This window comes from Aulosira sp. FACHB-615 (assembly GCF_014698045.1).
In the GTDB taxonomy this organism is placed as follows: Bacteria; Cyanobacteriota; Cyanobacteriia; order Cyanobacteriales; family Nostocaceae; genus Nostoc_B.
The window spans coordinates 24622-39285 of record NZ_JACJSE010000046.1; the positions used below are offsets into that span (position 1 = coordinate 24622).

Below are 14664 nucleotides of genomic sequence, written 5' to 3' on the forward strand. Positions count from 1 at the left end.
TAAGTTATTCATAGCAACTATGCAAATACTATACCTTAATCAAGGGTAAATTAAGTTTTTATATTAGTTGAAGAAGAAGTCAGAAGTCAGAAGTCAGAAGTCAGAAGTCAGAAGTCAGAATGTTATTAGTGTGGGATTCAGACCCGCCACTAATTGTAGACTGCTAAATTTTTAATTTAGCTGGGGTCTTAAACCCGCTTTTTCATCCACAACTCGTGTAGAATTCATACTGAATTCTGACTCCTGACTCCTGAATTCTGTTCGATAAAATAAAAAATAGCGACTCAATCTTGGAATCGCCTTTTTCTAATTAATGTTTTTGTCTGTAATATAATTAACCCACCAAATACCTAATAGCTTGTTGATCCAAAGATGCAATTAGATTTCTAATTCTGCGGGGAGGATTTTGAAGGAATCGCTTCAAATCTCGGCTTTTAATTTGGTATTGATGCACAGATGGTTTGATAGCTTTGAGCCAGCCACGCTTTACCCAAGCAGCAACAGTACCAGAATCTACCTGCAATACTTTAGCGACTTCATTACAACTGTAGTTATCAAGGGTAGGACGTACAGAGTAACCTAGCGAATGAAGCTTTTTCCTGATTCCTTCGAGACTACGATTGTACCCTCGTCTTTTCAAGCGAAATGCTATTTGTTTTGGCGTGTAAGATTCTGCCATTTCTTCTAAAGTTTCTATCTCTTGGGGAGTCCATTTTCTGCTCATAAATAAACCTCCAAAACATATAAAAACAGCATTAATGTTGTGTTTGGCAATCCAAAGGTGAATCGCCTTTAGTGGGTTTAATTAAGCTGATTCTGCACTTGGAATGATGTCTATGCTTCTGTTTTCGATACTGGCAGGCTGTTGCTTTAATTCCAGTTCCATTTGCAAATAAGAAAGCGCACTTTGAGCATCACCAATAGTCAGGTCGGGGTGATAATCTAGTTGTTGGAAATCAGAGTGTTTTGCAATTTCTCTGATGACAAATTTTGCCGCATCAATCAATTTGTGTAATTCTGGAGGAGATATTGAAGACTGATGCTCTATCTGATTATTTGCCTGTGTTTGGGTAGTAGATTCAGTTGACACAACACTCATACCAACTGCTTTTAATTCGTGTTTCAGCAATTTAACTTGGCGCAAGTGGTTGCTGATTTCTGCCTCTAAAACTGCCTTTAATTCCTCTGGTGAGAGCAGTTTTATTTCATCCTCAAGCCGAGTTTGTTCATCTTCAGTATTCTTGTTAGGCAGTAGAACATAACGCCAACCTGCACCATATTCGTCAGCTAGAAAAGTATTTTGGGCGTAATACTTCATGCCAATGATTTGACCCCGTTCCGTCCGTTGCCCAAAAGCAAATCTGGGGTATTGCCAACCCTGGGGAATTGATATTGTTGCTTCCATTGTTCTAATTGGTTAATAAATGAAGAGAAAAAATTAGGAATCAGAAGAATATTCGCTTCTGATTCCTGAATGTTGATTTACGCAGCGACTAGCTCTAGCATTGACTCATACTCCTGTAGCCGTTCCCATTGCACACTCGTCAGTTGGTCAAATGGCAGGTCTAGCAAATGGTCGTAATCATCGATTTCAGGAAGAGTTACGCTATCCACCATTGACAGCCAGTAGACAGCATCCATTTCCGAATCACACAAGACCTGTTCCTGATTGCCTTCAGATGCTCTGATAAACCACCATTGGCCATCTGTGCAACCTGCTTCGCCTAATTTCTCGTCGCCTCTGTAAATTCCATCGTCAAGCAACTCAAGACCAAAGTTTTCACAAGCCTGAGCAATCTGTACCATAATTTCGTTACCAGTTGTAGTGACTGGGGTTTCTGGTTCTTGTACAGGTAAAGAACCATTTTTGTGATGTGTGCAGATGTAGCGGTAGCACTTTGCCCAAGCATTAGCTCTGAATTCTTCTTTACCGTTGACCAATACAAGCCAAGGTTGAGTGACAAAATCGTTGCTGTCGTAGGTGATTTTGGCTATCAGTTGACCATTGAAGTAGATTTCGTGATCGTAAAAACTGATTTCAATGCTGGTGTATTCTTCGGGAGCTACAGCTTGTGTTTGTGCTTCGAGATGGCTGTATAACTCTGCCTGTGCTGCGGCTTGCTCATCTATTGGGGTGCGGTTGAAGCTTATGGGTGCTTGCTGTGTATCGGTTGTGTAGGTCATAATAGATATTCCTTTGATAAAAGGTAGAAAGGCGATCGCTGAGTTTGCGAGACTGGTGCGGTCGTCTTTTGTTTTGATATATCTATAATAACAACTCAGAGTACAAAATTCAACTAGTAGTGCAAATATTTTTTGTAACTTCAACACGCAACTCAGACATAATTTCAATCAGTTCTACACCAAGGGTTTTAGCGATTGCTGTGATAATTTTTGTGGAAACAGAGGCAGCTTCGCCATTTTCCAGCTTTCTGATGTATTCTTGAGAGCATTCTACCTGCTGGCTAAAAAGTGCATCTGCAATTTCGCGTCTAGACTTCTTGCCACGCAATGATCTTAAGTTATTCCCACATTCTTTATTCCATGCAAGCATAACAACCCAATCCAGGGGAACCATAATTACCTCCTTTGTATTTTTTACTTTTATATTTGCACTTTCAGTTGTCATGTGGCAATATATTTTTGTACTACGAGTTCAACTAACCAGCTCAGTTATACAGGAATTCATAGACGGCAAGAGCATTTCAGCCGTCAAATTGGGTTGTCAATTTATTTTAAGGAGATGATGGCAAAAAATAATTCCCTTTTTTAAGGGGAATCGAAGGTGGTTGCTGATAGTACGGCAGTTTTCATTTGCATTAACCAATTTTTGGTATTTAGGTAATGCCATGCTGACACTAGACCGCAAACAAACATTAGTACCCAGCTACAGCACTCTCAACACCAGCATTCAAGAAACATTCGCCGCCATTGACCGCTTTGAGTGGCAAGCGATAGAAGAATTGTGCTTGATGTGCAATAACTCCTATTACAAAGATGCTGGGTATAAGAGTTTTGAGAGTTACTGTAATGAAGAGTTGACCAAATACGGAGGATACCGAAGGGTTAGAGATTTACTCACTGCTAAGAAAGTAGTTGATTCTCTTCCCGACGAACTAAAGGACAAAATCACTAAACCCTCTCAAACCCGACCCTTACTAAAACTGGTCAAAACTCCCGACAAATTGCATGAAGCCGTTGCGATCGCAGCCAAAGAAAAACCCTTCCCTACCGCCGCAGACTTTGCCAAAGCAGTACAAAAGGTTGTGCCAAAGGTCGTAAATCCTGCTGAGAACGATACTACAGCCGAAGATTCAAAAACGCAATTGTGTCATTCGGTTAGGGTTTCATCACAATCTCACCCTAGATGTGGAGAAGAGGGAGTAATTGAGTCAGAACCACCAAACCCCACCCAGCAGATTGTCACATTTGCTGATGGTGAGAGGCTGTTGGTGAACAATGATGATTTGACTAACTTCAGTAATGACGCAATTGTGTCATTTAGCAATGAAAGAACTTACCCCAAAGAATATGCTGATGCGATCACACAACTAAAGCAGCAACACCAGCAGGAATTAGAACGGCTGGAGCAGGACTTGAGGATTGGCCTACTCTCAGAAGCCACAGCCATCGCAGAAGCACGAGTACAAGAACAACTTTCCTCTGTGCAGAAACTGTTTCAACAGCAGAAGGAGCATAACATCCAATTGCAGCAACGGCTAGACGAGATGGAGGGGCTAAGGCAGTTGGAGCTTGAAAACCAGCGACTACAACAACGGATTCAGGAGTTAGAGAACGCTGTACAACAAAGACCTGCTCAAGAGTGGGGTAATACTCTAACCAAACAGGCTACCAAGGCACTGAATAAAGAAGTCAAGCGATCGCTCGACCGAACCATTGACCTGCGATCGCTGGCTGTTGAACCACCCAAAGAAAATGCCCAAGAATGCTTACGGCTCATGGGTATAGCTTTGGGGAATCTCGCTAGCGCAATGAACAATACCCAAGCTTTGCAAGCTGCGGCTGTGCTTTTGGGCAGTGAACCAACACCATCTGCGATCGCATATCGAGCCGAACAATTGCAATTATTACCCCAAGCAGTTAGCGATATTCGACGTGTGCTGGCCAAACCTGGGTGTAGTTGGTGGGATTATCTGGAAGTGGCTACTGAGTATGAGGTTATCAAACAGGACTACTGGGCGGAATTGACACCGCAAGAAACCGAGCTAATCACTGCTTTGGAGAAATCTGGACAACCCCCAAGTATTGGTAATGGTTCTATTGTTGCTCACTCTGACCCCTACTGTGCTTTGTATAACGCCAGAGGTGAAGTCATCGAAGACCTGGGGGATGAAGTGTGGGTGGCTTGGGAGCATTGGAAAGACCAGCCCAAGAAGACAGACCGCTATTTCAAGGATGAACTGCGCTTCTGGCATGAACACAACCAGTAAATAGAACTCACTCTCTACAACCAAAAAACTGGATGCAGCATAGCTCAACTGCTGCTGATATTTTCATGCGCCAAATATCAACAACCACTAAAAATTATGACACCAGAATTTACGCTTGAACTGGCTCAAAATTTGCACAACAGCAACCAGATTATAGATTTTGATTGGGCTTGGTCTGTGCTGGGGTATAGCACCAAGAGCAATGCCAAAAGAATGTTGAGTAGTTACTTTGAACGAAATTTCGATTATTTCGTACAACTCCAAGATGAATCTCTAGAAGCTTTACCATATAAAGTTTTCATCACTTCTGAGGAAAATTCAAAAGCAGGTAGACCAGTCGAAAAAATTTATTTGACAACCGAATGCTTCAAAGAAATGGGGATGCTCTCGAAGAGTGAACAAGGTAGACAGATCCGCAAATACTTTCTGCAATGTGAAGTAATTGCCAAAGAATCAGTCAAGCTAATTCCTCAACTGCAACAACAAATTCAGGAACTACAACAAAATTTCGCCCAATTACAAGCGCAAGTCCAAACGCTACTGCCCCCATCATCTGACTTTATACCCCCCGGCTGGGATTCCGAAATATGGCGATCGCTCCCCCCGCAAGACAAACGCCATTTCCGGTTTTTGTACCGTCGTCGTGGTTTTCGTCCATCCGCCAAAAATGAGCCTCTGGCTTTACCAGCTTTAACTACTGAGCAGCTGAAGCAACGACAACAGGCTGAATTACAGCAATTAGTTGGGGAAGTGTCGCCCGAAGAGAAACAGCGACTACAGGCAGCGAAACTCCAAGCACTCCGCGAATTTTGGTCACAAGCTCCAGAAGAAGACCAAAAAAATATGCCATTTTAAATATTGAGTAAAATATATGACCAGTAAATTAATCACCCCCGAATCCCCTCTGTTAGTTCCGCCGCTACTGGCCTCCGAGATTGGTTTAGAAGAAGCAGTAATACTCCAGCAGATTCATTACTTTTGTCAAATATCCAAACACATCAAGGGTGATGGCAGGCGTTGGTTTTGGAAGACCCTCACTGATTGGGGTAAAACACTGCCATTCCTCACCATATCAGCCATTAGACGAGCGATCGCCAACTTAAGGGATAATTTTAAGTTGATTGATGTGTGTCGTCACAGTGAGAAGACATGGTATCAAGCCAACTGGTTCACAGTTAACGTCGAGAACGTACAAGCCCTATGGAATCGCATTTGTCAAAATCAGCAGATCGATGTGAGCAATTTGGACATATCGATCTGCTCACTCCCAGCAGATCATATCAAAGAGTTCCCTTCTCAAGAGTTCGCTTCACAACAACACACTGCTGTTGAGCTTGAAAAAACTGAGGAAGTGAAAACCGAGATTTTGGAATGTGACCAGGAATCAGAGTTACCCCAAATTACTCACTTCGTTGATGAACCAGAACAAGATGACTCGACTAACGAGATAGATACTCATGAGGGTCATTCTTCCGCAGCCTCGGTTGCGTCAAATTTTCAATCAAGAGACTCTAGTGATGATGATTACACTGAACCACAAGAAAAGTCAGTACAGCCCAGTCAGCAGGAGGTTCAGGATGTATTGCAGCAGCTACGAGAAATCCCCTGTACACTACACTTCCGGTTAAACGGAGAGATTCAGCGCACAGTCAAGCGGTATTGGGAAAATGTTCCGGGCGCGATCGCCTATCTCAAAGAAGCGTTACGAAATTGGAAAGGGGTTAAGTCACCGGAAGCTGTGTTTGTAGCTGCTTGCAAGGAGGGGCGGAAACCGGAATCCACGCAGGTTCAATCTGCTGTAAAAGAATGGTTTGAGTGGGCGAGGCGGGAGAGAATTGTGATTGCGATGTCAGGGGAGGTTGTGTATACGGCGGATGGTGAGGCGGTGGTGTTGCAGGAGATGATGCGGCGGTGTCCGGTGGGGGAGTTATAACACAAGGAACCTGGTAAAGTTTCCGCAATTGCAAATTGGTTGCGTTAGTAGGGAATTGGAAAATTGGAATGAGTAGTGATCTGCTGTTTTTCTGAATGACGCTTACTTTAATGATATATTAATCTTATTTGTTCCCTAACAGCAGCTTTATCATATATTTCCTGCCTGCTGAAGAATTTCAACAACAGCAGGATAGTTGACATTGGCAGCCCAAAAATAATTGTCTTGAGAATGAAGCAAAGCGTAATCTAAAGCACTTTTTCCCTCGCAATCTTTGATATTAATGTCAGCGTTCATTTCAATCAATAATTGAACACAGCTAGGACTGCCAATATTTGCTGCTTCCATTAAGGCTGTCCTTCCATAATTATCTTGAACATTAATATTTGCTCCAGCCTGAATTAAATTTATGCAAATATGAATTCTATTATTACTTTCTCCAACAGCATACATTAATGGAGTTTTACCATCATCATCTCCAATATTTGGATTAGCACCTAATACTAATAATTCTTTTAATATTGATAATCTACTTTTAGCAGATGCTGTAATAAGAGCAGTTAACCCATCTGTATTAGGAGCGTTAATATCTGCTCCTCTAGCAATAATTTCCTTAACTTGGCATAGGTTGTCGTTATCAACTGCATCAGTAAGAACATTAATTTGTGGATTAGCTAACTGTTCTCTTGACTTTATACGTATACCAACTAATAAACGTTCTCTTGTCCCCTCTCTCAATTCAGGGTTGGTCAATGAATATAAGTAATTATAGACTTCTTCATGACCACCTTCTGCGGCTCCTTGTAGAGCATAATTTCCACTCCACAGACAATTAACATCCGCACCAGCTTCAACTAATAGTTTGACCATATCTATATTTCCATTACAAGCAGCAGAAAATAGTGGTGTGTAATTATCATCAGATTTCAATGGATAATTTACGTCTGCACCACCTTCAAGTAGTACTTTTACTATAGGTAAATTTCCTGTCATAACAGCACGCTCAAGAGGTATACCATCCAACAACTCAAAGTTTACATCTAATCCTGCTTTGACAAAGAGTCTAACGATTTCTAAAAGTTCTTTATCTACTGCTTCAATCAGAGATTGATAAGCATTGTCAGGAGTTATTTGATAATTCGATACTAGCTCTTTAACTCTTTGAATATCGTTCGACTGTACAGCATTTAACAGTAAAAGAGAATCTAACAGCATATTCTATAAACCAAAATCAAGTAGAGATAAAACAACACCGAAATTCTTCAAAGCATATTTCTCATAATGGTTTTCTTCATCTTCCGTCAATTTTTTTACACTTAAATACAAGGCAAATGGAGCATAAGTATGGCCTCCACCAGTTCTTGCGACTGCCTTAAGACTTCCACTACCTACACCAGGATATTTTGTATATGTTAAAATCCTTTTTAACTGAGTATCATTCTGTACTTTTATTTGTCCAGCATCAAATTTAATATCTCCAATTAGATATGCTGGAGGATTTTTATCTGTATCTACAGGTTCACCCTCTTTAAAAATAAAGTCAGGATAAGAGAAGCTTGTTGGTTTCTTTGCATTCAAATCAATATTATCATTAATGTTAAATCCTTTATATTTTGGTTCCCCTGCGTCATTAATTCCTACTGCAACATATAATTTATCAAGAAAAGGAACATCTTGTAATAATTGACGTACAGAACCCAATAATAAATCTTCAAGTACAAAACCAACATCACCCTTTGGATTAATGAATGGCTGAAAATTAAAGGGAGTAACTGTTTTAATAAAACTGGTCAAGATTTCAGTAGAAATCTCTTTTATTTTATCCTTAATTCCCTCTTGGAATTGATATTTAGTATTTGTTTCTATGGATTCTAAAATTTTATTAATGGCATTAGTAACATTAGCCTCAGTAATAGTAAACATCCCTGTTGGATCGCTATATATGTAGGGATTGTTATACACAAATTGATAGGGATTAAAACTCTCCGGCTCCATCTCCATAATATCCACTGGGTCACGGCTCAAGAATAAGCCTGTTGCAGGATCATAATCTCTCGCCCTAAAGTGATACAACCCACTCTCAGATTCTAACCACTGCCCTTGGAACCTAAAATCACCACCCGCATTACTATCTGTACCACCTACCTGCGAGAGAATATCCCCAAACGCATCATACAGAAACTTACCTGAACTTGCACCACTACCGTCAGCCAATCCTATTACACTACCCATTGCATCGGTGAGGTAGTACACAGCATTGCCGTTAGCATCTAACCGCATGAAGGGACTGCTACCGCCACCGTAAATGTAGTTACTGATGAGATTACCGCTACCATCAGTGATGAGGTCAGTAGATTGTAAGCTACCGCCCATCGCAGGTGCTACCAAGAATCTACGTTCTTGCGTCCTTTCGACTGCTTTAACCCTGTTACCAGCACCATCATAAACATACTGTGTTGTTTCACCAGTTGTTTCATTTTCAACAGTAGTTAAGCGGTCGTAAGTATCGTGGTTTAAATCAAGGACTTTACCATTACGCTCAATCAGCGTTAACCGACCATTAGCGTCATAATCGTAGTTTTCGGTTTCGCCTGCTTCAGTTACAGTATCTAACTGATAGCCTGTTGTGTAATTAAATGTGCGATCGCCTGTGCTTGTTGATTGTACTTGTCGCTTACCAGAGGCATCATAAGTATAGGTAGTTTCATTCAGCAATTGCCCAGCAGCATTGTAGTAAGATTCCTTTTCAACCCGCAGTGCTGAATCATACTCCAATAGCACATAGGAATTATCTTCACGGGTTATCTTGCTGGGTTCGCCAATACCTTCACGTTCATAAGTTACAGATGCCAATACCTGACCTTGTGCGTTTGTGTGAGCAATAGATTTTATTCTATCAAGGTCATCGTATTCATAAGTTGTCTTCACACCATTAGGCAGTGTTCTTTCTTGCAAACGGTTCACGATATCGTACTTCATTCTAGTGATGCCACCAGCAGGGTCTTTTATCCAGCTAAGATTGCCAAAAGCATCGTAGTCATATTCAGTCGTGTACGCTGTTGCAGTAGCAGAACCTTTTTCTGTTAGTGTTTTGATGCGCCCCACAATGTCGTAAGTGTAGCTAATACTGCTACCGTTAGGAGAATCAATCCCTTCAAGACGCTTACTGCTGTCATAGCGATAAGTCGTTGTGCCAGTAGAATCAGTCATTGTCTTGACTGCACCCTCAGCAGTGTAAGTGAAGCTAACACTACCATTAGTAGACGAAGTTTGCGATTTTAACCGCCCAGCCTCATCATAATCGTAAGTTATGGTTTCTCCACTTGGCAATGTTACGGTTTCTAGACGATTATCTACGGTATTGTAAGTCATCTGTTTGAACGCATTATCGCCATAAGTAACTTTTGCCAAATTACCTAGTGCATCATAGTCATACTGTAAAGTTTCACCTGTTGGGGAAGTAATCTTCGCTAACCCATCATCACCATAGTCGTAAATGTATTTGCCATTGCCCAAATCAGTTGCTGTCTTCAAGCGACCTTGAGTATCGTACTCAAATACACGGTCATTGCCACCGATATCAACTACTCTAGTGGGATAATCTTTGGCTTCTTGCAGATTATTGGCATAGAGATATTCCGTTTTCTCGCTAAATTTACTGCCATCACGTAATTGGTAAATTGTTTCTTTCGGCAAGTAATAATCATCAGAGACAGTTGTTGTTCTACGTTCCAATGGGTCAATTACCGTTGTTTGCAAACCGTTGTATTCATAGCGGTAAGTCCGTATTTCCACAGTTGTGTCAACTATGGGATTATTATTGGCATCAAGAATGAGATTACCTGAAGCATTAGTTAAATATTTACCGCTTTCGGTGGAATCTAGACGACCTGTGCGAGAGTTGTAATTGTACCGAGTAAACACCTTCAGGGTATCGACTTCTTCAATTACCCGACCACCTGCATCATATTTTTTGGTAGTGATTGCGCCAGTTTGCAAATCTTTGACGCTGGTTACTCTTCCGGCGGCATCATACCCATATTCAGTAACATCATTACCACTGGCATCAGTTTCTCTCCACAAACGCCCAGCTAGATCGTACTTGAACGTCGGCGTACCACCATCAGCTGTCACCCACCCCGCTAATTTACCATCAGCAGTTAATTTGCGCTCGATTTTACCGATGGTGGGAGCTTCCAGTTTAGTCCAATCACTACCAACACCTTCATAATCGTATTTCACCCAGATGCCATTACCGTAGTCAGCAAATTTCTCTCGTCCCAGCTTATCGTACTCAAAAGTAAAAATCTCATCATCACTGGTGTCATCAGGAGTTCCATTATCTTCCACCATCCGCTTCAGCTTACCATTGGCGTAATACTCCATTGTTGTAATGCTGCCATCCGGGTCGGTAGTTTGAATTACATTACCTTCTTCGTCATATTCGTAGATTGTTGTACCAGTGGAGTCTGTTTCACTTCTGACTAAGCCATTGGCATAATAACTGAACGACTGAATCAGGTTTCCTTTGCCATCCTTCATCGATAGCATTTGACCATAGCTGTCATACTTCATCGTCATGGAAGCACCAGTTGGTGTCACTAACGATGTCATGTTGCCGTACTTGTCGTATGTGTAGTATGAAGTTCCAGGGGTGACAGTGGCACAACCACAATACTGCTCTGTACGTGACTTCAGGTTGCCTTTGTCGTCGTACTCATACTTAGTAACAAGATTATTAGCATCTGTTACTTGCAACAGGTTGTTATTGTCGTCATATACCATGCGGGTTTGATTACCCAGTGCGTCAACAACCCGTACAACATTACCTCTGGTGTCATATTCATAAGTGGTAGGATGTCCTAACACATCCTTAACTGTTTGCAGCGAGTTTGCAGGGTCGTAGTCAATCTCTACAGAATTACCTGTGGCATTTAGTGTTTTCTTCAGCCTACCATCATCACCGTACTCAACTTTTGCACCAGTACGGTTTAATGGGTCGATGATTTCTTTCAAATAATGTGCTTGGGTAGTGTCGTAAACAAAGCGAGTCTCAAATTGTTCTTGATCCTTAACACTTACCAAATCCCCGTTCGCGTTATACTCATATCTGATTAACTCACCCATCGGGTCTTTGACCGTAGCAATCCGCCCCTGTGCATCGCGCTCAAAGGTTACTTGTTTCCCGGCAGAACTGTAGATACCATCATCCGTATAAGTCAGCTTGTTGCCATTTGTATCTGTTACAGTGAGTAAATCCCCAGTCTGCGCGTCAATTTCGTAAACAACCCCTTCCTTGGTCGTTAGCACGTACACATTACCGAAATTGATATCTGCCGGATTGTAATTGATACCACCGTTCAAGCCAATATACTCATCCGTCCCATCCTTCCGCAGAATCCGCGCACTCTTCACAGTGAGGGTACTTGTCACCCCTTTGTCACCAACAAAAGCAGGTTTGTAAACTGTAGTGTTAACACCCCCAATCGCACTTGCCAAACCGAATATCGGGTCAACAGTAGGACGGAACGAAAACGCCTCCCTTTTTCCTCCAGGTAAAGTAATATAAACCCGTGTTCCATCCTTAAACGCCGACTGGTAGCCAATCAACGCATCCTCCTCACTTGGCGGACGCAGAGAAGTTCGCAGGTCGGTATCTCTGAACTCCATCCGCCACCCATACCCGAAGTCATCAGTGATACCCGAAGTGAGGGTGTCATACGTGCGTGTCAACGTGATCGGTATCCCCGTTACAGGCACAGTCAAATCCGTAAACGACAGCCTAAAGTTACCAAGTTTCAACTCGCCAGCAACATCAACAACCTCCTCAACCGTGCTGGCATTATTACCTTGGTCATAGGCAGTTAAACGCAGGATGTACGAGTCATTTTGCAGCAAAGACGGGTCAAATTTGCCTAGTACATTGTTATTGACTGTAGTTGTACCTCGGAAAATTTCTTTGAACTCCCCACCAGCAACAGGCGCGACTTCCAGGGTGTAATACTTGAGATCGTCATCGTTGATAGTACCAACAATATTGACAGGTGCAGTGATTAGACTACCAGCGATCGCACCAAGGTTAAGGCTAACTTCAGGAGGGTTGACACTATCAGGATTGCGGACAATTACATCGAATGTTGCTTGGCTAGTATTACCAGCCGTATCAGTGGCGATCGCAACGGCGTTCAAGTCTTTTAATTCACTAGCTGCCACCCTCGCCATACCGTTAGCATCAAGCACAACCGCATTACCGTTAACAAGCAACTGCAAGCCAGCAACCTTTATGTTGTCAGTAGCTCTGGCTTGGAAGATGACTGTCTCACCTTGATTAACCGTGTCATAATTAGCTATCAGCCTGACTTGTGGTGCTACATCATCAGCCGCCACCACAAGGTCATACTGCTGCGGCGTAGACGTAATGCCATCGCTGACAGATACCACAATGCGGTGAGTGCCAACATTGCTAGTAGTCGGATTCCAGCGCAGTCTGCCCAGTGTATCTAAAGTTATGCCTTTGTCACGGGATGCTTGGTCGAGGGTGTAGGTTAAGCGATCACCATCCACATCCGCCGCAATGATGTCATAAGCATAAGCACTACCAGGGGTAGCAGTTAGCACAGGATTTGAGCGAATCACAGGCGCATTGTTAGCTCGTGCAGTCAAGTTGAACCCTTGTGCCGCACCCAATCCACCATCATCTACAGCCCCAACCACAATCCTGTAGTTACCAGCCACTGGATTACTCCAGGTCAATAACCCAGTAGTCGCATCAATGGTAATACCAGTAACACCAGCAGGGACAGAGAGAAGTTGGTACGTTAGGCGATCGCCTGCATCTGGGTCAGTTGCTTGCACTTGGTATTGGTAAGCACTGCCAGTATTAGCGACGTAAACGGGAGTAGACGTGATGCTGGGAGCGTGGTTGATATCAATTCTCTTGAGTTAGCTGTGAGAGTAATTCCTGCACTTGCTCTGGCGTTAACCCTGTGACTCGCACAATTGTCTCAGTTGCGATCCCCTCACGTAGTAAATTCGCAGCAATCTCTCTTTTTGTTTTTTGGGCAGCTTTTTCTTCCCAACTAGTAACAATTTCCATAATTTCCTCCTGCTGTGTTAACCCCATTGTATCGATAGCCGCTTGAAAAGCTTGTTCCTCGGCTGCATCCAGACGCAGATATGTATCCACAAACCCAGAAATTAATTGCATTCGGGCTGGGTCTAATCTTAACGTTGCCAGCAATCGCAAACATTCTGCTTTTACCTGCGGACGCTCTTGTTTGGGAATATTCATTTTTGCCATCAATGCTGCGGCTACTGGATTTGGTTGAGTTAGAAAATCCCGCCAACTTAAACGATTGAGTTGAATAGCAGCAAACTGAAATTCCAACACATTGAAATCGCCAAATCTAACGCGATAGTTTTGAGGTTCAGGACGCTTTGGCTCATCAAAAGAAAAAATTACCACTGGATAAATTGGTAAATCATATTTTTCGTGCAGTCGAGCAAAATATTTAAACATCCGTTTGGCAAATTCTTTCTTAGTGTAAGACTGATTTTCGACATGGATTAAAAAACAAGTTTCTTGTCCTTGGTAACGCACTTGCGCCAGTAAATCAATTTCTTTCTTTTCTCCAGAAGTGACATCAGTAAACACTTCTTGGGGTAAAAACTGAATTGAATCACGGTCTATCTGGCTGGCGACTTGCGGCAGAAATAAATCTAAGAACTCAACAAAAAAGGTAGAAAGTAATTCTTTAAATAGTCTGTCATGGTCAATCATAATTTATTTGTTATCTGAATTATTGATGAAGATTGTACAAGTAATTATACCTTGATTAATTAATAGTGAATTAAGTTTTTATATTAGATAAAATAAAAATATGGCGACTCACTTTTGGAATCGCCTTTATTCTAATTATCTTATTTTTGTCTGCGATATAACTACCCCACCAAATACCGAACAACTTGCGGATCTATCGCCGCAATCCGCTTCTGCATTGATTTAGGAGGGTTCTTGAAAAAGCGTTTTAAATCCCGGCTTTTGACTTGATAACAACTAACAGAACGTTTTTTAGCTTTCAGCCAGCCCTGCTTTATCCAGTAAATAATAGTAGTTGGATGTAGACAAAGGTGTTTTGCAATCTCACTGCAACTGTAATTGTCAAGGGTAGGACGTATAGAGTACCCCAAAGAATGCAATTTATTCTTAACTGCTGATACTGTGCGATGATAGCCCCGTCTTTTAAGCCGAAAAACAATTTGTTCTGGGGTGTACATTTC

Annotated in this window: 11 protein-coding genes; 3 read left to right on the top strand and 8 right to left on the bottom strand. The window is 42.0% G+C overall.

Features of this window, described 5'->3' with window-relative positions:
• Positions 1-334: 334 nt before the first annotated feature.
• The 4 genes from H6G77_RS32675 to H6G77_RS32690 form a co-directional block, all read right to left on the bottom strand.
• Positions 335-724: a helix-turn-helix domain-containing protein gene (locus H6G77_RS32675; RefSeq protein WP_190676168.1), complete on the bottom strand. Its 390-nt coding sequence runs from the start codon at positions 722-724 to the stop codon at positions 335-337.
• Positions 725-805: 81 nt separating this feature from the next.
• Positions 806-1405 carry a hypothetical protein gene (locus H6G77_RS32680; protein ID WP_190676166.1) on the bottom strand — a complete coding sequence of 200 codons (600 nt, stop codon included), beginning with the start codon at positions 1403-1405 and terminating at the stop codon, positions 806-808.
• A 77-nt stretch (positions 1406-1482) separates the two neighbouring features.
• Entirely contained in the window at positions 1483-2184 is a 702-nt protein-coding gene (locus H6G77_RS32685; protein ID WP_190676164.1) for a hypothetical protein, read from the bottom strand.
• Positions 2185-2293: 109 nt separating this feature from the next.
• The gene (locus H6G77_RS32690) at positions 2294-2629 is read right to left on the bottom strand and encodes a helix-turn-helix domain-containing protein (RefSeq protein ID WP_190676161.1); all 336 of its coding nucleotides are present in this window, start codon (positions 2627-2629) and stop codon (positions 2294-2296) included.
• A 220-nt stretch (positions 2630-2849) separates the two neighbouring features.
• Here H6G77_RS32690 and H6G77_RS32695 point away from each other — a divergent pair, with 220 nt between their 5' ends.
• From H6G77_RS32695 to H6G77_RS32705, 3 genes are all read left to right on the top strand, one after another.
• Positions 2850-4451 carry a hypothetical protein gene (locus tag H6G77_RS32695; RefSeq protein ID WP_190676159.1) on the top strand — a complete coding sequence of 534 codons (1602 nt, stop codon included), beginning with the start codon at positions 2850-2852 and terminating at the stop codon, positions 4449-4451.
• Between the two features lie 96 nt (positions 4452-4547).
• On the top strand, positions 4548-5306 hold the full coding sequence (locus H6G77_RS36060; RefSeq protein WP_242049380.1) for a hypothetical protein: 759 nt from the start codon (positions 4548-4550) through the stop codon (positions 5304-5306).
• Between the two features lie 16 nt (positions 5307-5322).
• On the top strand, positions 5323-6384 hold the full coding sequence (locus H6G77_RS32705) for a hypothetical protein (protein WP_190676157.1): 1062 nt from the start codon (positions 5323-5325) through the stop codon (positions 6382-6384).
• A 150-nt stretch (positions 6385-6534) separates the two neighbouring features.
• Here H6G77_RS32705 and H6G77_RS32710 read toward each other — a convergent pair whose 3' ends face one another.
• The 4 genes from H6G77_RS32710 to H6G77_RS35490 form a co-directional block, all read right to left on the bottom strand.
• Positions 6535-7599: an ankyrin repeat domain-containing protein gene (locus H6G77_RS32710; RefSeq protein ID WP_190594503.1), complete on the bottom strand. Its 1065-nt coding sequence runs from the start codon at positions 7597-7599 to the stop codon at positions 6535-6537.
• Positions 7600-7602: 3 nt separating this feature from the next.
• Positions 7603-13317: an RHS repeat-associated core domain-containing protein gene (locus tag H6G77_RS32715; protein WP_396020697.1), complete on the bottom strand. Its 5715-nt coding sequence runs from the start codon at positions 13315-13317 to the stop codon at positions 7603-7605.
• On the bottom strand, positions 13313-14164 hold the full coding sequence (locus H6G77_RS32720; protein WP_190594501.1) for an Rpn family recombination-promoting nuclease/putative transposase: 852 nt from the start codon (positions 14162-14164) through the stop codon (positions 13313-13315). The genes H6G77_RS32715 and H6G77_RS32720 overlap by 5 nt, the downstream gene beginning before the upstream one ends.
• A gap of 161 nt (positions 14165-14325) precedes the next feature.
• Positions 14326-14664: hypothetical protein (locus H6G77_RS35490; protein WP_206758067.1), on the bottom strand; the 339-nt coding region annotated here is incomplete at its 5' end.

Excerpts from the sequence above, each read along its gene's own strand:
- H6G77_RS32695 (WP_190676159.1), top strand. The coding sequence starts at position 2,850 with ATGCTGACACTAGACCGCAAACAAACATTAGTACCCAGCTACAGCACT.
- H6G77_RS32675 (WP_190676168.1), bottom strand. The coding sequence starts at position 724 with ATGAGCAGAAAATGGACTCCCCAAGAGATAGAAACTTTAGAAGAAATG.
- H6G77_RS32705 (WP_190676157.1), top strand. The coding sequence starts at position 5,323 with ATGACCAGTAAATTAATCACCCCCGAATCCCCTCTGTTAGTTCCGCCG.
- H6G77_RS36060 (WP_242049380.1), top strand. The coding sequence starts at position 4,548 with ATGACACCAGAATTTACGCTTGAACTGGCTCAAAATTTGCACAACAGC.
- H6G77_RS32685 (WP_190676164.1), bottom strand. The coding sequence starts at position 2,184 with ATGACCTACACAACCGATACACAGCAAGCACCCATAAGCTTCAACCGC.
- H6G77_RS32690 (WP_190676161.1), bottom strand. The coding sequence starts at position 2,629 with ATGACAACTGAAAGTGCAAATATAAAAGTAAAAAATACAAAGGAGGTA.
- H6G77_RS32680 (WP_190676166.1), bottom strand. The coding sequence starts at position 1,405 with ATGGAAGCAACAATATCAATTCCCCAGGGTTGGCAATACCCCAGATTT.
- H6G77_RS32710 (WP_190594503.1), bottom strand. The coding sequence starts at position 7,599 with ATGCTGTTAGATTCTCTTTTACTGTTAAATGCTGTACAGTCGAACGAT.
- H6G77_RS32720 (WP_190594501.1), bottom strand. The coding sequence starts at position 14,164 with ATGATTGACCATGACAGACTATTTAAAGAATTACTTTCTACCTTTTTT.